We start from the raw sequence: 23,562 nt of genomic DNA on the forward strand, positions 1-23,562 counted from the left end.
ATGCCTGGTCCGCTCAATGGTGTTCGTGTCCTCGATTTGACCGGCGTTGTCTCGGGCCCGTTCGCGACGATGTTTCTGGCGGATCAGGGCGCCGACGTGCTGAAGATCGAACCGATCGGCGGCGATATTACCCGCCGCAGCCGTGCCACCATCGACAAGGATGGCGAGTTCTCGGCGCTATTCATTTCGTCGAATCGCGGCAAGCGTTCGCTGTCGATCGACGTCAAGAGCGCGGCCGGACGCGAGGTTCTCGGCAAGCTGGTCGCGCAGTCCGACGTGCTGGTACAGAACTTCCGGCCCGGTACCATGGAGCGCCTCGGTCTTGGCGTGGAGGAGTTGCGCCGCCGTAATCCGCGTCTGATCTATGTCTCGATCAGCGGCGTCGGCGATACCGGCCCATACGTGAAGAAGCGCGTCTACGACCCGATCATTCAGGGCTTGTCAGGCTTCGCCGATGTCCAGTCGCAGCCGGTCACCAACCGTCCGCAGATGATCCGGACGATCGTATGCGACAAGACCACCGCGGTGTTCACCGCCCAAGCGGTGGCGGCGGCGCTCTATGCCCGCGAGAAGACCGGGCAGGGCGATCATATCCAGGTTGCGATGCTGGATGCGATGATCTCCTATTTGTGGCCGGAAGGCATGATGCAGTACACGGTGGTGGGAGCCGAGGCGGCCGCCACCGATCCCAACGACCGGCCGGATCTCGTGTTCAAGACCAGCGATGGCTACATCACCGCTGGCACCATCTCGGATTCCGAATGGCAGGGGTTTTGCCGGGCCACCGGCGATCCCGAACTTGCGAAGGATCCGCGGTTTGCGACCCCCTCGGTGCGCTCGGTCAATGCCACCGCGCGCATCAACAAGATGGCGGAGTATATCGGGCAGCACACCACGGCCGAATGGCTGGAGCGCCTCGACGCCGCCGACGTGCCTTGCGCGCCGATCCTGCGCCGCAGCGAAATCATTCACAACGAGCAGGTGGTCGCACGCGAGATCATCGTGGAATTCGATCAGCCGAAAGTTGGGCGGGTGCGGCAGCCAAAGCCGGCGGCTCGCTTCGAAGTCAATGAGGCCGCAATCGGTGGACCGGCTCCCCGGGTCGGCGAGCACTCGCGTGATGTCTTACGCGAACTGGGGTACGACGACAGCGCGATCGACAGGATGGTTGCCGAGCGCAGCGTGCGCGTGGCCGTCTGAGCCCCAAGCATCTCGGAGCGGCGAGTGGCTCTCAGACTCCGGCCGTCGTCTGCGTGATCGGTGCAAGCGGAACGTTCGCTGCGACGGCTCGCCGATAGGCCTCGCGGCTTTGGATGCGTTCAAGGTAGGGGCGCGCGTTGTCGCAAATTCCAACTCCGTACGCGATGGCCCAATCCAGGCACGTCGTAAGCAGGATGTCGGCACTGGTGAAGCGGTCACCCATCAGGAACTGCCGGCCGTCTGCCAGCGCGACCTCGACGTGTCGGAGTTGCTGCCGGAAGTATTCGCCCGCCTGGGCGACGACTTCGGGTGCTACTCCATAGATATGTCCTAAGGCGTCTGCACGATGGCGGCGCATGACGTAAAGGCTCGTAGAATCGAGTTCGGCCACGATAAAGAAGCACCATTCCAGCCACGCGGCGAATTCGCGCTGCGTCTCGGGGATCAGCGAGCGATCTGGCGTTGAGTAGGTCCGCGACAGATAGGCGACAATCGCGGCGCTTTCACCGATGCAGAAGTCGCCGTCCTGCAATAGGGGAATCTTCTGGCGGGGATTGAGCTTGGTGTATTCGGCCGTCTTGGTCTCGCCTGTTCGCGGCCCGATCGGCCTGATCTTGTAGGTCAGGCCGAGTTCATGCATCGCCCAGTGCGCACGAATGGTCCGGCTTGTTCCAACGCCCCAGAGGGTAAGATCGGGTGCTCCGCTCATCACCATTTCTCCACGGACGGACGAAGATCGAGTTCATGAGTCCAGCCGTCTCGGCTCTGCTGATGGGCGAACCAGTACGCCTCGGCGATGGAGGACGTCTTCGTCAAGCTGTCCGGTGGGATCTCGCTTGCCTCGATTCCCTTTGCCGCCTTCATGCGCTGATGGATGGCTTCGCTATCCACGCCGGCGTCGATGATGAGATGGACCACGTGAATGTTCTTCGGCCCCAGTTCGCGCGCCATGGCTTGGGCGACTGCGCGAAGTCCGAATTTCGCCGAAGAAAATGCCGCAAAGCCTTGGCCGCCCCGGACGCTGGCAGTTGCGCCCGTAAAGAGAATGGTGCCGCGTCCGCGCGGAACCATGACGCGCGCGGCCTCGCGCCCGACGAGGAATCCGGCGTAACAGGCCAGTTCCCACGCCTTGAAGAATAGCTTCTCCGTGGTGTCCACCAAGGGCTTGCTGACATTCGATCCCGCGTTGAAAAGGCAGACCTCGATCGGGCCAATGTTGCGTTCGATGTCGGAGAAAAGCTTTTGAATCTCGGCTTCCTGACGCGCGTCAACGCTGAAAGCGTGAACAGCATGGCCCGCGGCGCTGAGCTCATCGACCAGCCTTTGGGATTTGGCCGCGTCACGCCGGCAGATACAAACCGTGTATCCGCCCTTGGCAAAACGCCGCGCGACCGCCGCGCCGATCGCGTCCCCTGCGCCCACCAGTATCGCTACACCGCGAGTGCCCACCATTTTCGTTTCCTTTAAGTTCTAATTTGGTACTTATAGCTACCGCCGATTGGCTGAATTGTAAACGAACTTTCTACAGTCCTAGGGAAAGTGGCAACATTACTGCCTCTTCTGTCATTGTCCGTGGATGCGCGAAATAGCAATTGACGAGTTCTAAAAAAGAACGTTAACTTTGGCTCGAGTTCGCGACGGCAAAGGCGACGTTTTTTGATCGGGAGGTTGGTGGTGGCGGGTCCGTCAAGGGCGGTCGATATCGGCGAGATTGCTGCAGGGCTGCCCCGCCGCATCCACGACGTCGTGGCTCACCGTGCCGCCCATGCCCCAGGCCGAGTCGCCTTGATCGAAGAGGGCGCCGCCTGGAGCTATGGCGAGCTGGATAGGCGAGCTACCGATATTGCCACCGCTCTCTCCTCGCTCGGGCTGCGAGCGGGTGATCGCATGATTATTGTCAGCGAAAACTGCATTCCGCTGGTGGCCTTGCTGCTGGCAGCGAGCCGACTTGACGCCTGGGCGATCGTCGCCAACCCAGGATTATCGGCACGCGAACTGGACCGGATTCGCGATCATAGCGGCGCTCGTCGAATGTTCTTTACGTCGAGTGTCTCGAAAGAGGCTGCTGCCCATGCCTCGCGCCTGGGAGCAAAGAACCGGCAGTTGGGGCCTCTGCCAGGGATCGGCGTTGGGCCGCTCGACGAACATGCGACCGTCGAACCGGTGGAAATTGGTGCGTCAAAGCAAGTCGCGGCTTTGATCTACACTGCGGGAACGACGGGAACGTCCAAGGGCGTGATGCTCTCGCACGATAACCTGTTGATCAGCGCCAAGGCGGCCGCGCATTTCCGCAACATGGATCATGATGATAAGGTCTACCTGGTGTTGCCGATCTCGCATATCGTCGGCCTCTCGCTCCTGATCATGACCCTGATGGTCGGCGGCACCGTGCGCCTGGCCAGCCGATCCGATCCTGCCATGCTTGCCAAGGCGCTGGTCGATGAAGGCATTACGATGCTCGATGGCGCGTCGGCGACTTACCAAGGTCTGCTCGAATACAAGAATATCGCAGGTCTGAAGCAGGTTGCCCGCGGCGCATTGCGTTTGATCGCCGTTTCTGGTTCCTCCCTCGATCTCAATCTGAAAAGGGGCGTAGAGCGGGAGTTTGGTTTACCTCTGCTGAACGGCTATGGGACCACCGAATGCTCATCAGGGATATCTGCCGTGCGCTTCGACGCGCCGCGGTTCGATGATGCGGTGGGTGCGCTGCTGCCGGGAGTTGCAGCACGGGTCAGAACGCTCGATGGCATACCGCTGTCAAGAGGAGAGGTCGGCGAGCTTCACGTGCGCGGACGCAGCGTGATGCGCGGCTACTATCGTGCGCCAGACCTGACGGCGAGGGTGATGGATACCGAGCGCTGGTTCAACACGGGCGATCTCGCGCGCTTCGAGGGCGATTGCCTCCACATCGTCGGCCGTAGCAAGGAGATGATAGGCGCGATCTCTGCCGGCATTGAGGCGATCCTCAATGCGCACAAACATGTGCATTCGTCCGTCGTCGGCCAGGCTCTCACCGGCAACGGAGAACTTGTCGCTTTCGTGCGGCCGTTGCCAGGATCGCGCATCAAGCCGATCGATCTGATGGAAGCCATCAAACCTCGGCTTACCTCCTATATTCGGCCGCCGAAGATCATTGTTGTCGACGTCTTGCCGGGAAGCTCAACCGGCAAGATCCGCGAGCACGAGCTTGCCGGCTGTCTGCGAGCCGATCGAACTGCCGCCAAGCAGGCGGCGAAACTCCACCGACGAACTCACTTGACGTGACCGGGAGAAGACCTTTGCAAAAGAGAAACGCAACCGTGGCCGTGATCGGCGCCGGTGACTATATCGGCGGCGAGATCGCGAAGAAGTTCGCCTCAGAGGGGTTTACAGTATTTGCCGGGCGCCGCAACGGCGCCAAGCTCGAACCGCTCGTCAAGGAGATCGAAGAGGCCGGCGGCGAAATTCATGCGCGCTCGCTCGACGCACGCAAGGAGGAGGAGATCATCTCGTTCCTTGGCGATGCAGATAAGCATGCGCCGCTCGAGGTGTGCATCTTCAACATCGGCGCCAATGTCAACTTTCCCATTCTGGAAACCACCGAGCGCGTGTTTCGCAAGGTCTGGGAAATGGCTTGCTACTCGGGCTTTCTTGCCGGCCGGGAGGCGGCGCGATTGATGTTGCCCCGGGGCAAAGGCAATATCTTCTTCACCGGGGCAACGGCAAGCTTGCGGGGCGGAAGCGGCTATGCGGCCTTTGCCAGTGCAAAGTTCGGTCTGCGAGCTGTCGCACAGGCGACCGCCCGCGAGTTGGGGCCCAAGAACATCCACGTGGCGCATCTCATCATCGATTCCGGCGTCGACACCGAATGGGTGCGTCAGCGGCGGATCGAAGCGCTCGGCCCGACCGCGCTTGATAATCCCGATGCATTGATGCCGCCGTCCTCGGTCGCCGAATCCTATTGGCTGCTCTATCAGCAGCCCAAAAGCGCCTGGACCTTCGAGCTGGAGATCCGTCCGTTCGGCGAGAAATGGTAGCGGAGCCTCGCACGATGGAGCTCAATCTTTCCAGCGAGGACGCTGCATTTCGTGACGAGGTGCGCGCTTTTATTGCGGAGAATTATCCGCAGGAAATGCGCGTGCCAAATCCCGAAACTGATCTGACAAAGGAGCAGTCGCTGCTCTGGCACCGGATCCTCTACAAGAAGGGGTGGATTGCTCCGCTCTGGCCCAAGGAGTATGGCGGCCCGGGCTGGTCTGTCACGCAGCGCTTCATTTTCGAACAGGAGACGTCGCGCGCCGGGACGCTGCCGCCGCTGGCATTCAGCGTCACCATGGTAGGCCCGGTCATCTACACGTTCGGCAACGAGGCGCAGAAGAAGAAGTTTCTGCCCCGGATTCTCTCGGGAGAGGATTGGTGGTGCCAGGGTTATTCTGAGCCGGGCTCCGGCTCAGACCTTGCTTCGGTTCGCACCAAGGCGGTGCGCGACGGCGACCACTACATCGTGAACGGCCACAAGACCTGGACAACACTGGCTCAGCATGCTGACTGGATATTTTGCCTAGTGCGGACAGACCCAGCAGCAAAGCCCCAGGCCGGCATCTCTTTCCTCTTGATTGATATGAAGTCGCCCGGCGTTACGGTGCGACCGATCATCACCATCGACGGCTCGCACGAGGTCAACGACGTCTTTCTTGAGGACGTCCGCGTCCCCGTGGATAATTTGATCGGTGAGGAGAACAAGGGCTGGACATACGCCAAATTTCTGCTTGGCAACGAGCGCACCAGCATGGCCGGCATCGGCCGGTCGACGCGCTATTTGGAGCGTCTCAAGCATATCGTGAAGTCCGAGGTCGGCGAGGACGATCCGGCGTTCGGGGAGTTCATCAGGGAAATCGCGCGCGTCGAGCTCGATGTGCTCGCGCTGGAGGCGACCGAACTGCGCATCGTCGCGCAGATGTCACGCGGCATCGACCCGGGACCGGCCGCATCGTTGTTCAAGATCAGGGGCACGGAGATATTCCAGCGTATCACCGATCTGACGCACCAGGCGATCGGAAATTATGGTCTGGCCATCCGTGAGCACCCGGTAAGCGCCAATCGCTTCATGCCGGGACCCGACTATGGGCATACGGTGAGCGAAAAATATCTGAACTCCCGAAAGCTCAGCATTTACGGGGGATCGAATGAGATTCAGCGCAACATCATCGCGAAAGCGGTTTTGGGCCTCTGACCGCATCGCACGAGGTATCCGATGGATATTCAGTTGACGGAAGAACAGGAATTGCTCCGGTCCAGCATTCAACGCTTCCTGCGCGAGCAATATGATTTCGACGAGCGCCGCAAGATCGTTGCCACCGATGAAGGCTGGAGCCGCAGGCATTGGAAATCGTTCGCCGAACTCGGGCTCTGTGCCGCACCTTTCCAGGAGAGCTCCGGCGGGCTTGGCGGCGGCTCGCTCGTAACAATGATCGTGATGCAGGAGTTCGGTCGCAAGCTTGTCGTCGAGCCGTATTTTGAGACGGTTGTCCTTGCCGGTGGCCTGATCGAGGACGTCGGCTCGCTCGGGCAGCGCCAGGCGTTCCTGCCGAAGATCATGGAGGGCGAGGCGATATGGGCGCTGGCCTGGGCGGAAGGACGGTCACGTTATGACTTCAACAACGTCACCACCACTGCACGCCGCCAAGGAGACCATTTTATTCTCAGTGGAACCAAAGCTGCGGTGGTGGGAGCGCCATGGGCCGACAAGCTGATCGTTTCGGCGCGCACTTCGGGCAGCCCACGCGATCGGGACGGCGTAAGTCTGTTTGTCGTAGATCGCCATGCAACCAATCTGCACCTGCAGAGCTTCAAGACCATGGACGGCCGGCGCGCCGCTGAACTCACGCTGATGAACGTCGAGGTGCCTGCCGCCCAGATGCTGGGCAATGAAGGCGAGGGCGTCGCGACCCTGGAGGCGGTCCGCGATCGCGCCATCGCAGCCCTTTGCGCCGAAGCGGTCGGCGCCATGACGGAGCTAAACTCTGCGACCCTTGAATACAGCAAGACGCGGAAGCAGTTCGGCGTTGCACTGGGGACGTTTCAGGTGCTGCAGCACCGCATGGTCGACATGTTCATCGCGCTCGAGGAATCCATTTCGCTCACGCAGCATCTCAATCTAAGCCTGGCATCGAAGGAACCTAACGGATCGAAACTTGCGTCCGGCGCCAAGACGAAGGTGGGCTATGCCGCCCGTTTCGTCGCGGAGCAGGCCGTGCAGTTGCACGGCGGCATGGGCATGAGCGACGAGTTGAACGTCGGCCACTACTTCAAGCGAATAAGCTCCATCAACGTCCAGTTCGGCGATCCCGCCTATCATCTGATGCGGTACGCGCAGCAGAACTGAATTCCCTTCCATCGCAGCAAATATCGACTCCTGCACCCGCTCAGAGGTAGACAATGACTGAAGCCGTGATCGTCTCGACCGCCCGTACTCCCATTGGCAAGGCTTACAAGGGCGCCCTCAACAATACCGAGGGCGCGACACTGCTGGGTCATGCCATTTCCGCTGCACTGTCGCGCGCTAACGTGGACGGCTCCGAGGTCGAAGATGTCGTGATGGGTTGCGCCATGCAACAGGGTACCACCGGCACGAACATCGCGCGAAAGGCGCTGCTGCGTGCCGGACTTCCGGTGAGCGTGGCCGGAACCACCATCGACCGCCAATGCGCGTCCGGCCTCCAGGCGATTGCGCTGGCCGCACGTTCGGTGATTTTCGATGGCGTGGAAGTCGCCATCGGCGGCGGCGGCGAATCCATCAGCCTGGTTCAGAATAACCAGTTCAACAGCTTTCATGCCGTCGATCCCGAACTGCTTGCGATGAAAGGGGACGCCTATATTGCCATGCTGGATACCGCCGAGGTCGTGGCGAAACGCTACGGCATCTCGCGCGAACGCCAGGATGAGTACAGCCTGGAGAGCCAGCGCCGGACGGCGGCTGCGCAGCAGGCCGGACGGTTCAACGACGAACTCGCACCGATCAAGACCACGATGGCGGTCACAGACAAGGCGACTGGCGCCGTCTCGTACCAGCAAGTGACGCTCTCGTCGGATGAAGGGCCGCGTCCGGACACCACGGCAGAAGGGCTCGCGGGAGTGAAGCCTGCCAAGGGGCCAGGGTTCACGGTTACCGGGGGCAATGCCAGTCAGCTTTCGGATGGCGCCAGCGCCGCTGTCATCATGAGCGATAAGCTCGCGGCGCAAAAGGGGCTGAAGCCACTTGGTATCTTCCGCGGCTTTGTCTCGGCTGGTTGTGAACCTGACGAGATGGGCGTTGGTCCGGTCTATGCCGTGCCCCGATTACTCAAGCGACATGGACTAAAGATCGACGACATCGACCTGTGGGAATTGAACGAGGCATTCGCGGTGCAAGTCATCCATTGCCGCGACAAGCTGGGGATCGATCCCGAAAAGCTCAATGTCAACGGGGGCTCGATTGCGGTCGGCCATCCCTACGGCATGACCGGGGCGCGGCTGACCGGCCATGCCCTGATCGAGGGACGCCGGCGCAAAGCGAAGTATGCTGTTGTAACCATGTGTGTTGGCGGCGGCATGGGCGCCGCGGGCCTTCTCGAAATCATCCACTGACGAAGACCGGGGCCATTGGGCCGTACATTTTGTACTCTTGGAGGTACGTGTGAAGACAGCAATAACCGAGATGTTTGGCATCGAACATCCGATCATCCAGGGCGGAATGCACTACGTGGGATTCGCCGAACTCGCGGCCGCGGTGTCGAATGCCGGGGGGCTCGGCGTGATTACGGGCCTGACGCAGCGGACGCCGGAGCTATTGGCCAAGGAGATCGCGCGCTGCCGCGATATGACGGACAAGCCGTTCGGCGTGAACCTGACTTTTCTGCCGACCTTCACGGCGCCCCCGTATCCTGAATATATCGCCGCCATCAGGGAGGGCGGCGTCAAGATCGTCGAAACCGCCGGGCGCAGCCCCGAACAGTATATGCCGGCCCTCAAGGCAGCCGGTATCAAGGTGATCCACAAATGCACGTCCGTCCGGCATTCGCTGAAGGCTGAGCAAATCGGCTGCGATGCCGTCAGCGTCGACGGGTTTGAGTGCGGCGGTCATCCCGGCGAGGATGATATGCCCAACATGATCCTGTTGCCGCGTGCAGCCGAAGAACTCAAAATACCGTTCGTTGCTTCCGGCGGCATGGCGGACGCCCGCAGCCTGGTTGCGGCACTGGCAATGGGGGCTTCTGGCATGAACATGGGCACCCGCTTCATCGCCACCAAGGAAGCGCCGGTGCACGAGAACGTCAAGAATTCGCTGGTCAAGGCGTCGGAACTCGACACGCGCCTGGTCATGCGGGCGCTCAGGAATACCGAGCGGGTCTTGAACAACAAGGGCGTCGAGCACCTGCTCGAGATTGAACGCGAGAAAGGCAAGGGCCTGAAGATCGACGACATCCACGACCAGGTGGCAGGCGTCTATCCCAAGGTGATGATCGACGGCGATATGGATGCGGGCGCCTGGAGCTGCGGCATGGTCGTTGGACTCATTCACGACATTCCGACGGTGAAGGAGCTGATCGACCGCATCATGACGGATGCCGAGCGGCTGATCAGGGAAAGGCTTACGGGATTCCTGGACGCCGACAGCAAGCAAGCCCTGAAGGTTGCGTGAAGGCACGACGGGAACATGCACGTGGCAGAAGATCGGATCGAGGTCGACACCGGCACAGGGGAGTTGCTCTGTGAAATCCGGGATCGCGTCGCGCTCATCACGCTGAACCGGCCTGAGGCGCGCAACGCCTTGTCCGATCGACTGACTCCTGCGCTCCGACGCATGATCCGGCAGTGCGGCGACGAGGCCAACGTCGGCGCACTGCTTATCACCGGTGCCGGCAAGGCCTTTTGCGCCGGCGGCGATGTCAAGGGAATGGGGAGCAATTCTGCGAACGCTGAAACACCGATCGATGAGCGGATCGCCGACTTACGCATCAAACAGCGTACTCTCACGGGTGCGTTGGCGGCATTGCGAAAGCCGACGATCGCGGCGCTTCCCGGGCCCGCGGCGGGCGCCGGGCTTGCGCTCGCGCTCGCCTGCGACATGCGAATCGCCGCTGAATCGGCGGTGATGACCACGGGATATGCCCGCATCGCCTTGACGGGGGATTACGGCATCGCCTGGCTGCTGACGCGGCTGGTGGGAACGTCCCGTGCACGCGAGTTGATGTTCCTGTCGGAGCGGATCGACGCACGCCGCTGCGAAGCCCTGGGACTTGTCAACCGCGTGGTGGCCGACGCCGAGCTTCGCGAAGTTGCATTTGCACTTGCAAGGTCCTTGGCCGCAGGCCCCTTGCAGGCTTTCGCGGGCATCAAGGACAACCTTGACCATGCCTTGACCACGGACCTTCTGGATTCGATGGACCAGGAAGCGGCTTACATGGTCCGCTCCGCGCGGACGACGGATCACAAGGAAGCGGTGCGCGCCTTCGTCGACAAGCGCAAACCGGTATTCGTCGGGCACTAGCGTGCGTTAATCTGGAGGCCCGTTTGATCCCGAAGAGATCGTCAATGGATGCGCGGCAGGCCGCTGCCGGCGCAATTGCAACCATGGTCGGTTCGATCGTGCTCGCGCGCGCGGCCGGCGACAAGCGGCTGTCTGACGCTCTTCTGGAGGCGGGTCGGCAGGCCGTGCGCGATCAGGCCACGAGCGCAGGCGCGGAGTGCGGCTAGGCGAATGTTCAACACGAACATCACTGTTGGTTGAGGATCAAGTCATCTGGGAGGCGTTTCAGCGTGGATACCGAAAACATACACTTCTACGAGCCATCCAAGGGGCATGGACTTCATAACCCGTTCAACGCGATCATTGCGCCGCGTCCCATCGGCTGGATTTCCTCCCGAAACGCGAAGGGGCAACTCAACCTTGCGCCTTACAGCTTCTTCAATGCGTTCAATTATGACCCGCCGATCCTGGGATTTGCATCCATTTCCTGGAAAGACAGCGTCCAGAACGTGTTGGAAACGCGTGAGTTCGTCTGGAACCTCGTGACCAGGGAATTGGGCGAACAGATGAACAAGACGGCGGCCCCGCTGGCACACGGTGTAAGTGAATTCGAGAGCGCAGGATTGACGGCCGCGCCTAGCCGCCATGTCAGCGTCCCGCGCGTGCGCGAATGCCGGGCGGCGATGGAATGCAAAGTGACCGAGGTCGTCCAGTTCAAGAACTGGAAGGGCGAGACGGTCCAGGGATGGCTTGTTCTCGGCGAGGTCGTCGCGGTTTACATCGACAAAACCCTCATCAAAGACGGCGTTTATCAGACCGCGCTTGCCAATCCGATCCTTCGTGCTGGACGGGGCGGGGACTACGTCGAGGTAACCGAGGACCGAATGTTCGAAATGGATCGACCGCCCGGCAGCAGTCATCCTGCTTTCCATGGCTCCTAGGGAGATCGCAGGGCACGAGCGCAGGCATGCTGTTTTCGTTCGGCATTTGATGCAGGACAAAATTATAGCTTGCAAAATGCAAGTCATGATGTAGCGTTGCGATTACGGTTAGAATAATCGCGGTCGCGAGAGCCGCCGGCAATAGGAGGCAGCTTTGTCCGAGGATGCATTGGTAACGCGCGAGCAGCGCGGCAATATCTCCGTTTTGACGATGGTTTACCGGCCGTACAACCTGCTCGGCCCCAAGCTCCTCAACGCGATCGTGGAGCACGTGGAGGCAGCGCAAAGGGCAGGCAGCCGCGCCATCGTCATCCGTAGCGGACTGCGGCATTTCTCCGCCGGTGCAGATCTGGATATCTTCGAGAAGCGGGTCGAGGCAGGCAGCGGAGATCAGGTCGGTGAAAATCGGCGGCTGAACGGCGTCGAATTCCTGCGCTTCATGGAACTGCTACCAATTCCGTTAATCGCCAGCGTTCACGGCGTTTGCCTGGGCGGCGGTCTGGAGCTTGCGCTGTCGTGCGATTACATCATCGCGGCATCTTCGGCGAAGATCGGCTCTGTCGAAGCGACGCTTGGGCTACATCCTTTGCTGGGCGGAATCCAGCGCCAGGTGCAGCGGATCGGCGCGCAGCGCGCAAAGGAGATGTCGATGCTGGCGCGGCGCTACGATGCGCCGACGCTGGAGAAGTGGGGATTGATCAATCTCACGGTTCCGGAAGAGTCGTTGGAGACGGCGACCATGGCCATCGCGGAGGAGTTTGCGCAAGGCCCCACGGTGGCGCATGCCGCGACCAAGGAGCTCGCGCATATCGCCGTCAATCAAGGCGTGGTAGCTGCGGACGAGGCGATGGCAAGAGTACAGGCGCCGATCTGGGCATCGGAAGATCTCAAGACCGGCCTTGCGTCGTTCCGCAAGAACGGACCCGGCCTCGCCAAGTTCGCGGGGCGCTGACATGAGTGGCCCCTTGAATGGAATCCGTGTCGTCGACTTCTCCCGCGTGCTGGCTGGTCCGCTGTGCGCTCGAACGTTGCAGGACCTCGGAGCCGAGGTCATCAAGATCGAACCGCCAAGTCCCGATGTCTCGCGCTTCGCGTTTCCTTCGACCGACGGGATGTCGGGCTATTACGCCCAGCAGAACGCCGGCAAGCGCAATGTCAGTATCAATCTCAATATCCCGGGCGCCTATGAGCTGGCGCTGAGACTCTGCGACACCGCCGATATCGTGGTCGAAAACTTCCGTGCCGGCACGCTGGGTTTCTTCGGCCTCGATTACGAGACTCTGTCCAAACGCAATCCGCGCCTGATCTACGCCTCGATTACCGGCTACGGCCAGGGTGGTCCGTGGCGGAGCCGGATGGCCTATGCGCCAACCGTGCAGGCCGAGGCCGGCTTCACCGAAAACAGCGTTCGTCACTACGGCAGCGCGCTGACCGAGCCGCGTACCGACAGCCTGTCACATGCCGACGTCTATGCTGGACTCCAGGCGGTGATCGCGATTCTTGCGGCGCTCAACAGCCGGCAGAAGACCGGACAGGGCCAGTATATCGATGTCGCGATGGCGGCAACGCTGCTCGCGGTTAACGAACGCGCGCATGTCGACCTGTCGGATGACGACATCGGGGCAGAGCCCGCAGTGCTCGGGGCCACAGACTGCTCGTTCTTCACAGGGCCGCAAGGCGAGCACTTCACCGTCGCGACCAGCATCGTCGGAAGCCGGACCTTTCCGTCGTGGCTGCGCGCCATGCGCCGCGTCGATCTGATAGACGATCCGCGGTTCTCCACTGCCGCCGCGCGCCGGCTGAATTTCGGCGTGCTGCACCAGATCATCCAGTCCTGGATCCTGACGTTTCCGGATATGGCGACCCTCGATGCCCAGTTCGACGAGGCCAAGATCGCCATGGGTGAGATCCGGTCGATCAAGGAGCTAACGGCGTCGGAGTGGAGCGATTACTGGGGTGCCGTGCAACACGTTTCCGACCGCAGCGGCGGCGAGTATCGACTGCCGGGCCGGCCGTGGCGATTCTCGGCCGAAGAGTTGACGCCAATTGGCACGCCTGCTTTTCAGGGCGAGCATAATTTCGCGGTCTTCAGCGAGCTCGGCGTCAGCGAGGCGGAGCTGAAGCGCCTGAGCGAAGCAGGCGTACTCGTCACGCATCGCCGCGCGCTGGAGCCTGAGATCGCAGCCAAAGCGCAGGCCGAGCCGGGTCAGGCCGCCTGATAATGAAGCGCGGAAGGGCTCTGGACATACGCGAATTCCGCTCAATATGGTATGAGCTGAGTTCGGGGTTGAAAGAGCTATGTCTAGTGTCAAGCAAAGCCGTCTTGCCAACAAGGAATGTTCCATGGCGCGCGCCATGGAAATTGTCGGCGACCGCTGGTCCATCCTGATCCTGCGCGAGGCCTATTACGGCGTAAAACGCTTCGACGAGTTTGAATATTATGTCGGGATCGCTCCCAATATCCTGAGCACCCGGCTGAAGAAGTTCGTCGAGGCGGGCGTGATGACGCGGGTGCCGCTGCCCGAACACGCCGGTCGATATGAGTACGTTCTGACCGAGAAGGGTCGTGATTTCTTTCCGGCCTATCTCGCGCTCAAGAAATGGGGTGACGACTGGCTGGCGGAGCCAGCCGGGCCGCAGGTCGTGTTCCGCGACCGTATTGCCGGGCGCCCGATCGAATATCCGGAATTGCGGACGGCAGGCGGCAAGCCGCTGCGGCTCGAGGACGTCGAGATCGTCGCCGGGGCAGGTGCTGTTCCGTTCAACCGCAGGCGATTTGGCGGCGATGCCGCTGATCGAACGACGGCCGGCGCGAAGGCTCCCGTCTCACGACGAAAGCGCAAGTAGCGCCCGCGTGGTCTCGATGCGGATGAGATTGGCGCGGTATTCCGCTGAGGCGTAGCGGTCCGAGAGACACTCGGTGGTCTCGCTCAGCAATTTTGCTGCCTGATCGATGTTTTCCCGCGAAAGCATCTTGCCCGTCAGGAAATCGGCGGCTCTGTGACCGACGAACGCGTGGTTCGCTGCACCGGTGACGCCAACGGAAATCTCGGCAACCACGCCCTGCTGCAATCGAACGCCGACCGCGATTCCCACGACGGCAAAGCCGCTCGCGGGGTGCCGGATCTTTCGGTAGAGGAAGCGCGTGCCTGCCTTCGGCCGCGGGATATGGATGCTGGCGAGAATTTCGTTCGGTTCCAGAACCGTCGAAAAGATATCGACGAAGAAGTCCCGTGCCGCCACCCTTCTCAGGCCATTCGGGCCTGCGATCTCGATCTCTGCCTGCAGCGCCACCACGACCCCCGGCCAGTCAGCCGCGGGATCGGCGTTCGCGAGCGAGCCACCGATCGTGCCGCGGTTACGTACCTGGGGATCGGCAATGAGGCTGGCCGCCTGGCGAAAGACCGGCAACTCCTTGTTCAGCGGCTCGGAAGCAAAGAGTTCGGCATGCGTCGTCAGTGCGCCGATCCTGACGCCGGTCTTGCTAATCGCGATTCCCTTGAGTTCGGCGAGGCCTCCAATATCGATCAGGAGCGCGGGCGACGCCAGCCGCAGCTTCAGCGCCGGCAGCAAGGTATGGCCACCGGCCAAAAGCTTCGTTTCGTCGGGATCGTCACGCAACAGATCGATCGCTTGGTTGAGCGTTGACGCGCGGACATAATAGAAGGCTGCGGGGATCATTGCGAGGCTCCCGTGCGTGCCTCTTGTACCGCCGCCCAGATTCGGGGAGGCGTCAGCGGCATGTCGAGATGGGTGATACCGAACGGTGACAAGGCATCGAGCACGGCGTGAACCATGCATGGTGGGGCGGCGATCGAGCCGCTCTCGCCGATACCCTTGACGCCGATCGGATTGGTCGGCGACGGCGTTTCCTGGAACAGCGATCGGATATTCGGGACATGCTCGGCGCGCGGAACGGCATAGTCGAGCAGCGAGCCGGTCAGCAACTGCCCATTGTCGGGATCGTAGCTGACCTCTTCATAGAGTGCCTGCGCAATGCCCTGCACGACGCCGCCATGGATCTGGCCGGCCGCGAGGCGAGGATTGATCAGTGTGCCGACGTCGTCGACGGCGACATAGTCGAGAATGTCGACGATCCCGGTCTCCGGATCGACTTCGACATAGGAGAGATGGATGCCGGACGGCGACCCCATGCCGGTCGGGTCGTAAAACACCGTTTCATCAAGGCCCGGCGCAACACCGTCCGGAAGCTTGTGGCCGACATAGGCCATGCGGGCCACCGTCGAGAACGTTACCGGCGCAATATCCGTGCCGGGCACGCTGAACGCGCCCGCCGAATAGGAAACATCCTTTTCGTCAACTTCCAGCATGCCCGCCGCAATCTTCCTGGCCTTGGCGACGATGCGCTGCGAGGACACGTGCACGCTGGATCCGCCGACCGCCATGGAACGGGAATTGAACGTGCCGTGGCCGGCTTGGACCTGGCGCGTGTCGCCTTGCACGATGTCGATGTTTTCAATCGGAATCTGCAGCACGTCTGCCGCGATCTGCGATAGCGACGTGATGTGGCCTTGTCCCTGGCTCATCGAGCCCGAATAGATCGTGGCTCGCCCGCTGGAATCGATGCTGACACGCGCGCTTTCCCAGCCGCCACGGTCAAATCCGCTCATGGCCAACCGGCGTGACGGTGCCATCCCGCACATATGTGTGTAGGCGGCGACGCCAATGCCGCGATAGATGCCGCTTGCGCGCAGGGCTTCGCATTCGCTGCGGCGTCCGTCATAGTCGAAAGCCACGAGCGCCTTGTCGAGAAGTCCCTGATAGTTGCCGCTGTCATACATCACCCCCATGCTGCCGTAGGGCCGATAGGGAAATTCCGCCGGTTGAACGAAATTCTTCCGCCGGACCTCGACCTGGTCGAGCTTGAGATGGCGCGCCACCGCATCGATTGCACGCTCGGCAATATAGGCGCCTTCGGGCCGGCCATAGCCGCGATAGGCATCAACCGGCACCGTATTGGTGACGACGACGCGGGAAATGGCTTCGTAATTGTCGATCTTGTAGGTGCCGGTGCCGAAATTGATGGTGTTTACCGTTGGACCGCCGCTCGCCATGTTGGAGAGGTAGGCGCCGACATTGCCGAGCGTTCCCACCTTGAGGCCGAGGATGGTGCCGTCGTTCTTGAAAGCGATTTCGATATTCTCGGTATGAGCACGACCGTGGCTGGTCGATTGATGGCTCTCGGACCGGCTTTCCCACCATTTGACCGGCGCGCCGAGTTCGCGAGCGAGATAGGGGCAGAGCAGGTCCTCCGGATACAAATGCATCTTGGCGCCGAAGCCGCCCCCGATATCAGGTGCGACCACCCGCAATTGATGTTCGGGAATGCCGACCGTCTCGGCGATCCAACGCCGGTGCATGTGGGGGACCTGACTGCCGATATAGACCGTCAGCGTGCCGTCCGGTTCTGGCGAGGCAATGATCGCGCGCGTTTCCATGCAGGTCGGGATCAGGCGGTTATTGACGACGCGCAGTGCGATGACCTGATCGGCCTCGCGAGTAGCTTTCTGGTAGTCGCCCCCGCGCACCTTGTAGATCGTCGTAATGTTGCCGGGAACGTTGTCATGGAGTTGCGGCGCGTCTTCTCGGATCGCGGCCTCTTCGTCGGTCACCGCGGGGAGCACCTCGTAATCGACGTCGATCAGACCGATCGCGTCATAGGCTTCTGCCAGCGTTTCCGCCACCACCAGCGCCACGCACTCGCCGACAAATCGAACGCGATCGGTTGCGACCACGGGACGGAACGGCACCTTGCTGCCGGGGATGATCCAGTTCGGCACGATCGGGCCCATTTTGCCGTCGAGCGCCTTGCCAGACAGGACGAGGCGAACACCCGGTGCAGCTTTGGCTGCGGACAGATCGACGCTTGTGATCGCGGCGTGGGCGTGCGGCGACCGCAGGACCGCCATATGCAGCATGCCCGGCAACCTGACGTCATCGACGTATCGGCCCTTGCCGGCGAGGAACTTGAAATCTTCCCGTCGCCTGAGCGGCTGACCGATATGGCGGATCGCAGTCGTATCGTTCATGGCTGATCGCCTTTCGATGCCAGGCTTTCGACGGCGCGGACGATGTTGTGATAGCCGGTGCAGCGACAGATGTTCCCGGCCAGACCATGTCGGATGTCGTGCTCGCTCGGATCCGGCTGATCCTTCAAAAGCTGGCGCACGCTCATGACCATACCCGGCGTGCAGAAGCCACATTGCAGCGCGTGATGCTCGTGGAATGCCGCCTGGATCGGATTAAGCTCGGCGCCCGCGGCGGTCAGGCCCTCGATCGTCGTGATCGACGCGCCATCGGCCATCACGGCCAGCACGGTGCAGGACTTGACCGCCTTTCCGTCGATCTCCACAGTGCAGGCGCCACACTGCGAGGTATCGCAGCCGACATGCGTACCGGTGAGGCCAAGGTCGTCCCTGATCAGGTGGACCAGCAACCTTCGTGCCTCGACGGCGACGGTCTTGCGCGTGCCGTTGATCTCCAGGGTCACGACGTGACGGTTGTCGGGCTCGGGCATCGATCCTCCTGATAGCGGCGCGCTGGCCTTCGCATTTCTCTATGAGAGCCGGATGTGGGCGATGTCGATGGCAACCACAACGCCGTCTGTTATCGCGGTGCCGTCCGTCTTTCTGCGATAAGCGCGCCGCTTGGTTGCAATCCGGATTCCATCGAAATCCCGGTAATCCGAGAGGTAATGCGCTGTTGGGATCCCGCCGGTCACGTCCGCGCTGTAATCGAGCCGCGCGATCAGGCCTGCATCGGTGATGTGAAAGACCTGTTCTAGACAATGCGTCGCGACTGAATCCGGAAACGTCACCTTCAGCCGGCGTCGCCTTTCACCGTGCTCGTCCCACGGCTCGATCTCTTCGGTCCTGACGCCCGGCAACTGAAAGAGAAACGGGGTATTGAGATAATTCCAGATCGCATAGCCGCTGAAATAGGCGAGATGCAGATCATCCCAGGCCGCCTCGACCGTGTGGCCTTGGAAGGCAGCACGGGGATTTACTCGGCTCTTGATGGACTTTCCGTCCTGCGTCTCGATGGCCACCGCCTCGGGTTGATAGACGCTGCGCCAATCCGGCTTCGTGAATGGCTGGTAACTGGCCCGCTGGCCGTCGGTATCGGCCGTCACATGAACCTGCTTGAGCGCATCGGGCCAGCCTTTTCGGGCCCATAGCAGACCGGTGATCGACATATCGCCCTCGATCGTCCTGGCCGTTTTCCAACGTGCGACGCCATGGGCGTCGAGGACAATGTCGCGCAGTTCGTTCATGTCTATTGTCCTCCCGTAGCCATCGCGCAGTAACTCTAATAATAAGAGTTACTTCAACGCAAGTTAATTTTTGCACGGGATTCCGGCCGGGGCCCTTGGATGGCATGCTCGGCGCAGCTACTCTGGTAATGAGAGTTATTCGGAGGTTGACGCGAATGCGCTCGAAGAGCTTTGCGGGAATGGCGTGCTCGATCGCCGGCGTGCTCGACGCCGTCGGTGACCGTTGGGCCATGCTAATTCTGCGCGATTTGTCGCTGGGCTTGAGCAAATACGAGGAACTGAGGAAATCTACCGGCGTCACCCACGCCACCCTATCGGACCGGCTGAGGCATCTTGAGGAAAACGAATTGATCGAGCGGCGGCAGTATCAGTCGGCTCCTGATCGCTACGAGTATCTTCTGACCCGGAAGGGTAGGGACGTCATTCTGGTCATTCAGGCGCTTGCCCAGGTGGGAGACAAGTGGGCGATCACCGGGAATGCGGGGCCGCCGCTCAAATTTATCAACAAGAATAGCGGCCGTCCGGTGAAGCTCGCGCTCGTCGATGACAAGTCGGGCGAAACGGTGCGCTTAAGGGACGTCCAACCGCAGGCCGGTCCGGGCGCCGACGACCTGGTCAGGTGGCGATTGGCCAAGTTCGACCAACGATGATTTAGGTTTGTCGCTAACCGGCGCCCGGCTTCAGCGCGTACAGGCCAAGCGCAGCCAGCGAAAAGATCGTCAGTACGACGCCGAGCGCGAACATGGCTTCATGCGACACGGTGGCGGCCAGCCATACACCGACCGCGGCGTTCAACATTTGCCAGAAACCGAGCAGTGCTGAGGCCGCACCGGCTTTCTCCCCAAACGGAGAGAGCGCCTGCGCAGTGCCCAGCGGGCTGACGATACCCATGCCAAGGAGGAACATGCTCATCGCGCAGAGGTAGGGCAGGAAGGTCGGGCTGAACAGCGAGACGAGCAGGATCCCCAGGCTGCCTGCGGCCGTTGCCCACAAACCGGCATGGATCGAGCGTTTGAGCCCGTGGCGTGCTGCCAATTTCGTCGCCAGCATGCCGGCCGCGAATACGATCAGGACAGTGCCGGCGAAAAAGAGACCTAGCTGGATCGGGGTGAATTGAAGTGCTTCGATGACGATGCGGGGAGAGGCCGAAAACATCGAGAACAATCCGCCTATGGTCAGGCTGACCGTCGCGGCGGGGACAGCGAAGCGGCGATCTCCTATCAGGCTGATATAGGCTCGAATGATGGCGAACGGATCGAGCGGAGTTCGGACCGAATGGTGGGTTTCGCCAAGCACGATGCCATGGGCAATGGCACCAATCACCGCAAAAACGGCGACGAGGGCGAACTCGGAGCGCCAACCAAAGGTGTGATCGAGCGCGCCGCCAAGCAGCGGCGAGAAGCCAGGGGCGGCCGACATCGCAATCATGATAAGCGCCATCGCACGTCCCAGCGCCGCGCCATTGAACAAGTCGCGGGCGATGGCACGCGATAGCACCGATGTCGCGCAAGCACCCAAAGCTTGCAAGACACGGCCGATCAGAAGATTCGGCAGGTCGCTTGCCAGGCCGCACCAGACGCTGCCTGCGAAAAACACCGCAAAGCCGACCAAAATCGGCCAGCGCCTTCCGTAGCGATCTGAAAGCGGTCCGACCAGGAGCTGACCAAATGCGAACGCCGCAAGATAAATTGTGATGGCGGACGTGACCGCCGCGCTTGTGACGTTCAATGATATCGCCATCTGCGGCAGCGACGGCAGCATGATATTGGTTGCGAGCGTTCCCGTTGACGCCAGCGCGGCAAGGACTGCGATCTGCAAGGCGCCGGAGGCTGGCGCGCGCGGTGGTGCAGTCGCGACCGCTTCGCTCTGGTCGGCCATGAGAACTTTCGTCACGTTGAGCTACCAGCTTCTGGGTGCGCTACAAGATGTCGCGCGACACCGTTCGTGCCGTTCATCGCGTATGTTTCGCCTGGACACCCTGTCAGCGGACGAGACGCTCGACCGCGATGGCGGTGGCCTCACCGCCGCCGATGCAGAGCGCCGCCACCCCGCGCTTCAGATTTTGCGCTTCGAGTGCGTGCAGCAGCGTTACGATGAGGCGCGCGCCGGTGGCGCCGATCGGGTGGCCGAGCGCGCAGGCGCCGCCGTTCACGTTCAGCTTTTCGCGGGGAATGCCGAGATCCTTCTGTGCGGCCATTGCCACCACCGCAAAAGCTTCATTGATCTCGAACAGATCGACGTCGGCGACGCTCCAGCCGATTTTATCAAGCAGCTTGCGAATGGCCGGAATCGGCGCCGTCGTAAACCATTGCGGCTCCTGGCTATGGGTGGCGTGGCCCTTGATTTCGGCGAGGGCAGGCAAGCCGTCGCGATCGGCGAGCGAGCGTTTTGCCAGGATGAGCGCCGCTGCGCCATCGGCATTGGCCGAGGAGGCGGCCGGCGTGATGGTGCCGCTGGCGCGGAAGGCGGGCTTCAGGCCAGGTATTTTCGCGGGATCGACTTTCAGCGGGTGCTCGTCATTGGCGATGGTCAGGGGGCCGGCCTTGTCGGCGAGTGTGACCGGCGCGATCTCGGCCCTGAAGGCGCCGCCTTCCACCGCCTTGCGGGCACGGGTCAGCGTCTCCATCGCGTAGGCGTCCTGGTCGGCGCGGGTGAACTGGTAGGCTTCCGCGGTCGCTTCGCCGAAATCGCCCATCGAGCGGCCGGTCTCGTAGGCATCTTCCAGCCCGTCCATCAGCATGTGATCGATGATCCGATCGTGGCCGACGCGATAGCCGCCGCGCGCCTTGGCAAGCAGATAGGGTGCGTTGCTCATGCTCTCCATGCCGCCGGATACCACGATGCTGGCGGAACCGGCGTGGATGATGTCGTGCGCCAGCATGGTCGCCTTCATGCCGGAGCCGCATACCTTGTTGACCGTGGTGGCACCGGTGGCATCCGGCAGTTTGGCGCCGCGCGCAGCCTGTCGCGCCGGGGCTTGGCCTTGGCCAGCCGGGAGCACGTTGCCCATGAAGACCTCGTCGATCCGCTCCGGCGAGAGCTTCGCGCGTTCCAGCGCCGCGCCGATGACATGCGAGCCGAGCCTGTGGGCGGCAAGCGGCGACAGCTCTCCCATGAAGCGGCCCAGCGGAGTGCGGGCGGCGGAAAGGACGACGACGGGGTCGTGGGCAGCGGCCATGACTGGTTCTCCTGCTTGTCGCGAACTATTATATGACGATAATCATCTATGAAGCGGAATGCAATGCAGTATTGGCGGCTCTATGCCCCGAGATCGCCGGCATCGCAAAAAAGTGCTCTAGTTAATTCTATTTTGGAATTGATTTTCCGCGAAATCGATCGTTTGGTGCGCATTCCGAGTGCTCTCCCAAGGCAAGCGGCACGGCGTCCGCTGGCTTGGACTTTGGGCCGGCTGCTTTTGCGGCCGGCCTCCTTTTACTAGACAGGGCAGAGCCGCGGACCAACAGGGAGACCGTGCCGCTTCTCCCGACCAATCGAGCCGGAGGCAAGCTAAAAGTTCTAAAATAGAATGTCAGGCTTGGCTGATAAATGGAAGCTAGGCTCTGGTCGATTCAGATGGAGGGAAAGATCATGAGTGTTGCAGATTTCATCCGCAGCGAGGTGAACTCCAACGAAATCGTTCTGTTTATGAAAGGCACGCAAGCCGCACCGGCTTGCGGATTCTCTGCGCAGGTGGTCCGAATACTCGACCATCTCGGCGTAGCCTTCAAATCGCACAACATCTACGAGTCCGAGGAGCTGCGGCAGGGCATCAAGGATTACTCGGATTGGCCGACGATCCCGCAGCTGTACGTGCAAGGTGAGTTCATTGGCGGTTGCGACATCGTAACTGAGATGTTCCATTCCGGAGAATTGCAGGCCCTTTTCAAGAAGGTGCCAGCGCAGTCCTGAGCGTCCTGTGGCTACATCGAAAGCCCGTCGATGCATTGCACGGTTGCGCAGGCGACCTTGGGTATTACAAGGGTTCGCATCACCACATCGACTTGTATTGTGAATACCCAGTCGAAAATGAAGGCGCACACCGGCCAGTAGAATTCAGAGTATTGTGGAATGGTCTGTAGCCCGATGGTTGCTATCGAGCTTCATCCTGAACTGAAGCGTCGATGAAATCAAACAGGGACACCTCGTTGCGTTGACGTTGGGACTGCTTTGGGCGGCGCAACTTGCTCTTTGGCTTGCGCCGTGACGCGCAATTGCGCGGCACTTTTGTCACGAATCCCTACAAATTTCGAATTCGCGGTTGGAGATCAATAACGTAGAAGCTGCGCACTGTCGTCGGAACGCAGGAGTCAAATCGTAACTTGGACTGAATCTCAGCGATCAATTGGACGCGGACGGCAGGTCTTGCAGACGGTTGGATTTTTCGCTGTAAGCCATTGATCTGCAATATTCGGATGCCGGCTTGGTCGGGAAAATTCTCTTGAAAAATCAAAGCGAACAGCATTTCGCTTAATCAGCGGTCCGAGGTTCGAACCCTGGTGCGCCCACCGAAGCACTCTCACATAAATTCAAAGCTTCACGATCAAAACGAAACGTGATCGTGCGATCAGTGGCGGTCTGTGATGTCTCTGCAGGTTACCTCCACCCGCGCCTTTCCGGCCGCCGCAACTCATCGCATCGTG

The 23,562-nt window shown here is 61.2% G+C and carries 23 protein-coding genes; 15 read left to right on the forward strand and 8 right to left on the reverse strand.

Annotated features, from left to right (window positions below):
- Window positions 1-1,200, forward strand: coding sequence for a CaiB/BaiF CoA-transferase family protein (locus tag QA643_RS08810; protein ID WP_283032797.1), 1,200 nt, complete (start codon window positions 1-3; stop codon window positions 1,198-1,200).
- Window positions 1,201-1,231: 31 nt separating this feature from the next.
- Here QA643_RS08810 and QA643_RS08815 read toward each other — a convergent pair whose 3' ends face one another.
- Together QA643_RS08815 and QA643_RS08820 are read right to left on the reverse strand one after the other, a co-directional pair.
- Window positions 1,232-1,909 (reverse strand): glutathione S-transferase family protein, encoded by a 678-nt coding sequence (locus QA643_RS08815; RefSeq protein ID WP_283032798.1) that lies wholly within the window; start codon window positions 1,907-1,909, stop codon window positions 1,232-1,234.
- Entirely contained in the window at window positions 1,909-2,652 is a 744-nt protein-coding gene (locus tag QA643_RS08820; RefSeq protein WP_283032799.1) for an SDR family NAD(P)-dependent oxidoreductase, read from the reverse strand. Before QA643_RS08820 ends, QA643_RS08815 begins: the two co-directional genes overlap by 1 nt.
- A gap of 222 nt (window positions 2,653-2,874) precedes the next feature.
- On the opposite strand from QA643_RS08820, the gene QA643_RS08825 reads away from it, so the two are divergent.
- The 12 genes from QA643_RS08825 (at window position 2,875) to QA643_RS08880 (ending at window position 14,475) form a co-directional block, all read left to right on the forward strand.
- On the forward strand, window positions 2,875-4,464 hold the full coding sequence (locus tag QA643_RS08825; protein WP_283032800.1) for a class I adenylate-forming enzyme family protein: 1,590 nt from the start codon (window positions 2,875-2,877) through the stop codon (window positions 4,462-4,464).
- Between the two features lie 14 nt (window positions 4,465-4,478).
- A complete protein-coding gene (locus QA643_RS08830) occupies window positions 4,479-5,216 on the forward strand; it encodes an SDR family oxidoreductase (RefSeq protein WP_283032801.1) in 738 nt (245 codons plus the stop codon).
- A 14-nt stretch (window positions 5,217-5,230) separates the two neighbouring features.
- Complete coding sequence (locus QA643_RS08835) at window positions 5,231-6,412, forward strand: acyl-CoA dehydrogenase family protein (RefSeq protein ID WP_283032802.1); 1,182 nt, start codon at window positions 5,231-5,233, stop codon at window positions 6,410-6,412.
- A gap of 21 nt (window positions 6,413-6,433) precedes the next feature.
- Window positions 6,434-7,564, forward strand: coding sequence for an acyl-CoA dehydrogenase family protein (locus tag QA643_RS08840; RefSeq protein ID WP_283032803.1), 1,131 nt, complete (start codon window positions 6,434-6,436; stop codon window positions 7,562-7,564).
- A gap of 53 nt (window positions 7,565-7,617) precedes the next feature.
- Window positions 7,618-8,805: an acetyl-CoA C-acyltransferase gene (locus tag QA643_RS08845; RefSeq protein WP_283032804.1), complete on the forward strand. Its 1,188-nt coding sequence runs from the start codon at window positions 7,618-7,620 to the stop codon at window positions 8,803-8,805.
- 49 nt (window positions 8,806-8,854) lie between these two features.
- A complete protein-coding gene (locus QA643_RS08850; RefSeq protein ID WP_283032805.1) occupies window positions 8,855-9,859 on the forward strand; it encodes a nitronate monooxygenase family protein in 1,005 nt (334 codons plus the stop codon).
- 15 nt (window positions 9,860-9,874) lie between these two features.
- Window positions 9,875-10,708 (forward strand): enoyl-CoA hydratase-related protein, encoded by an 834-nt coding sequence (locus QA643_RS08855; RefSeq protein WP_283032806.1) that lies wholly within the window; start codon window positions 9,875-9,877, stop codon window positions 10,706-10,708.
- A 44-nt stretch (window positions 10,709-10,752) separates the two neighbouring features.
- Complete coding sequence (locus QA643_RS08860; protein ID WP_283032807.1) at window positions 10,753-10,914, forward strand: hypothetical protein; 162 nt, start codon at window positions 10,753-10,755, stop codon at window positions 10,912-10,914.
- Between the two features lie 63 nt (window positions 10,915-10,977).
- Window positions 10,978-11,628 carry a flavin reductase family protein gene (locus QA643_RS08865; RefSeq protein WP_283032808.1) on the forward strand — a complete coding sequence of 217 codons (651 nt, stop codon included), beginning with the start codon at window positions 10,978-10,980 and terminating at the stop codon, window positions 11,626-11,628.
- 154 nt (window positions 11,629-11,782) lie between these two features.
- Window positions 11,783-12,580, forward strand: a complete 798-nt coding sequence (locus QA643_RS08870) for an enoyl-CoA hydratase/isomerase family protein (RefSeq protein ID WP_283032809.1) — start codon at window positions 11,783-11,785, stop codon at window positions 12,578-12,580.
- A gap of 1 nt (window position 12,581) precedes the next feature.
- The gene (locus QA643_RS08875) at window positions 12,582-13,847 is read left to right on the forward strand and encodes a CoA transferase (RefSeq protein WP_283032810.1); all 1,266 of its coding nucleotides are present in this window, start codon (window positions 12,582-12,584) and stop codon (window positions 13,845-13,847) included.
- Window positions 13,848-13,971: 124 nt separating this feature from the next.
- Window positions 13,972-14,475, forward strand: a complete 504-nt coding sequence (locus QA643_RS08880; protein ID WP_283032811.1) for a helix-turn-helix domain-containing protein — start codon at window positions 13,972-13,974, stop codon at window positions 14,473-14,475.
- Here the strand turns inward: QA643_RS08880 and QA643_RS08885 are convergent.
- From QA643_RS08885 to QA643_RS08900, 4 genes are read right to left on the reverse strand one after another with little or no spacing between them, the layout of a single operon-like run.
- Entirely contained in the window at window positions 14,455-15,309 is an 855-nt protein-coding gene (locus QA643_RS08885) for a xanthine dehydrogenase family protein subunit M (protein ID WP_283032812.1), read from the reverse strand. The two genes, QA643_RS08880 and QA643_RS08885, sit on opposite strands and share 21 nt — an antisense overlap.
- The gene (locus QA643_RS08890; protein WP_283032813.1) at window positions 15,306-17,678 is read right to left on the reverse strand and encodes a xanthine dehydrogenase family protein molybdopterin-binding subunit; all 2,373 of its coding nucleotides are present in this window, start codon (window positions 17,676-17,678) and stop codon (window positions 15,306-15,308) included. The genes QA643_RS08885 and QA643_RS08890 overlap by 4 nt, the downstream gene beginning before the upstream one ends.
- Window positions 17,675-18,166, reverse strand: a complete 492-nt coding sequence (locus QA643_RS08895; RefSeq protein WP_283032814.1) for a (2Fe-2S)-binding protein — start codon at window positions 18,164-18,166, stop codon at window positions 17,675-17,677. The genes QA643_RS08890 and QA643_RS08895 overlap by 4 nt, the downstream gene beginning before the upstream one ends.
- A gap of 39 nt (window positions 18,167-18,205) precedes the next feature.
- Window positions 18,206-18,922, reverse strand: a complete 717-nt coding sequence (locus QA643_RS08900; protein ID WP_283032815.1) for a hypothetical protein — start codon at window positions 18,920-18,922, stop codon at window positions 18,206-18,208.
- A 155-nt stretch (window positions 18,923-19,077) separates the two neighbouring features.
- On the opposite strand from QA643_RS08900, the gene QA643_RS08905 reads away from it, so the two are divergent.
- Window positions 19,078-19,572: a helix-turn-helix domain-containing protein gene (locus QA643_RS08905; protein WP_283032816.1), complete on the forward strand. Its 495-nt coding sequence runs from the start codon at window positions 19,078-19,080 to the stop codon at window positions 19,570-19,572.
- Window positions 19,573-19,585: 13 nt separating this feature from the next.
- Here the strand turns inward: QA643_RS08905 and QA643_RS08910 are convergent, their stop codons facing one another.
- Together QA643_RS08910 and QA643_RS08915 are read right to left on the reverse strand one after the other, a co-directional pair.
- Window positions 19,586-20,800, reverse strand: coding sequence for a multidrug effflux MFS transporter (locus tag QA643_RS08910; RefSeq protein WP_283032817.1), 1,215 nt, complete (start codon window positions 20,798-20,800; stop codon window positions 19,586-19,588).
- A 103-nt stretch (window positions 20,801-20,903) separates the two neighbouring features.
- Window positions 20,904-22,100, reverse strand: coding sequence for an acetyl-CoA C-acyltransferase (locus tag QA643_RS08915; protein ID WP_283032818.1), 1,197 nt, complete (start codon window positions 22,098-22,100; stop codon window positions 20,904-20,906).
- 410 nt (window positions 22,101-22,510) lie between these two features.
- On the opposite strand from QA643_RS08915, the gene grxD reads away from it, so the two are divergent.
- Complete coding sequence (gene grxD / locus QA643_RS08920) at window positions 22,511-22,831, forward strand: Grx4 family monothiol glutaredoxin (protein ID WP_283032819.1); 321 nt, start codon at window positions 22,511-22,513, stop codon at window positions 22,829-22,831.
- The last annotated feature ends 731 nt before the right edge of the window (window positions 22,832-23,562 follow it).

Origin of the sequence: Bradyrhizobium sp. CB3481, from assembly GCF_029714305.1 — a bacterium.
Classification (GTDB): Bacteria; Pseudomonadota; Alphaproteobacteria; order Rhizobiales; family Xanthobacteraceae; genus Bradyrhizobium.

Excerpts from the sequence above, each read along its gene's own strand:
- QA643_RS08890 (WP_283032813.1), bottom strand. The coding sequence starts at position 17,678 with ATGAACGATACGACTGCGATCCGCCATATCGGTCAGCCGCTCAGGCGA.
- QA643_RS08815 (WP_283032798.1), bottom strand. The coding sequence starts at position 1,909 with ATGAGCGGAGCACCCGATCTTACCCTCTGGGGCGTTGGAACAAGCCGG.
- QA643_RS08880 (WP_283032811.1), top strand. The coding sequence starts at position 13,972 with ATGGCGCGCGCCATGGAAATTGTCGGCGACCGCTGGTCCATCCTGATC.
- QA643_RS08835 (WP_283032802.1), top strand. The coding sequence starts at position 5,231 with ATGGAGCTCAATCTTTCCAGCGAGGACGCTGCATTTCGTGACGAGGTG.
- QA643_RS08910 (WP_283032817.1), bottom strand. The coding sequence starts at position 20,800 with ATGGCCGACCAGAGCGAAGCGGTCGCGACTGCACCACCGCGCGCGCCA.
- QA643_RS08895 (WP_283032814.1), bottom strand. The coding sequence starts at position 18,166 with ATGCCCGAGCCCGACAACCGTCACGTCGTGACCCTGGAGATCAACGGC.
- QA643_RS08840 (WP_283032803.1), top strand. The coding sequence starts at position 6,434 with ATGGATATTCAGTTGACGGAAGAACAGGAATTGCTCCGGTCCAGCATT.
- QA643_RS08900 (WP_283032815.1), bottom strand. The coding sequence starts at position 18,922 with ATGAACGAACTGCGCGACATTGTCCTCGACGCCCATGGCGTCGCACGT.
- QA643_RS08855 (WP_283032806.1), top strand. The coding sequence starts at position 9,875 with ATGCACGTGGCAGAAGATCGGATCGAGGTCGACACCGGCACAGGGGAG.
- QA643_RS08875 (WP_283032810.1), top strand. The coding sequence starts at position 12,582 with ATGAGTGGCCCCTTGAATGGAATCCGTGTCGTCGACTTCTCCCGCGTG.
- QA643_RS08820 (WP_283032799.1), bottom strand. The coding sequence starts at position 2,652 with ATGGTGGGCACTCGCGGTGTAGCGATACTGGTGGGCGCAGGGGACGCG.
- QA643_RS08915 (WP_283032818.1), bottom strand. The coding sequence starts at position 22,100 with ATGGCCGCTGCCCACGACCCCGTCGTCGTCCTTTCCGCCGCCCGCACT.
- QA643_RS08810 (WP_283032797.1), top strand. The coding sequence starts at position 1 with ATGCCTGGTCCGCTCAATGGTGTTCGTGTCCTCGATTTGACCGGCGTT.
- QA643_RS08860 (WP_283032807.1), top strand. The coding sequence starts at position 10,753 with ATGGATGCGCGGCAGGCCGCTGCCGGCGCAATTGCAACCATGGTCGGT.
- QA643_RS08845 (WP_283032804.1), top strand. The coding sequence starts at position 7,618 with ATGACTGAAGCCGTGATCGTCTCGACCGCCCGTACTCCCATTGGCAAG.
- QA643_RS08905 (WP_283032816.1), top strand. The coding sequence starts at position 19,078 with ATGCGCTCGAAGAGCTTTGCGGGAATGGCGTGCTCGATCGCCGGCGTG.
- grxD (WP_283032819.1), top strand. The coding sequence starts at position 22,511 with ATGAGTGTTGCAGATTTCATCCGCAGCGAGGTGAACTCCAACGAAATC.
- QA643_RS08885 (WP_283032812.1), bottom strand. The coding sequence starts at position 15,309 with ATGATCCCCGCAGCCTTCTATTATGTCCGCGCGTCAACGCTCAACCAA.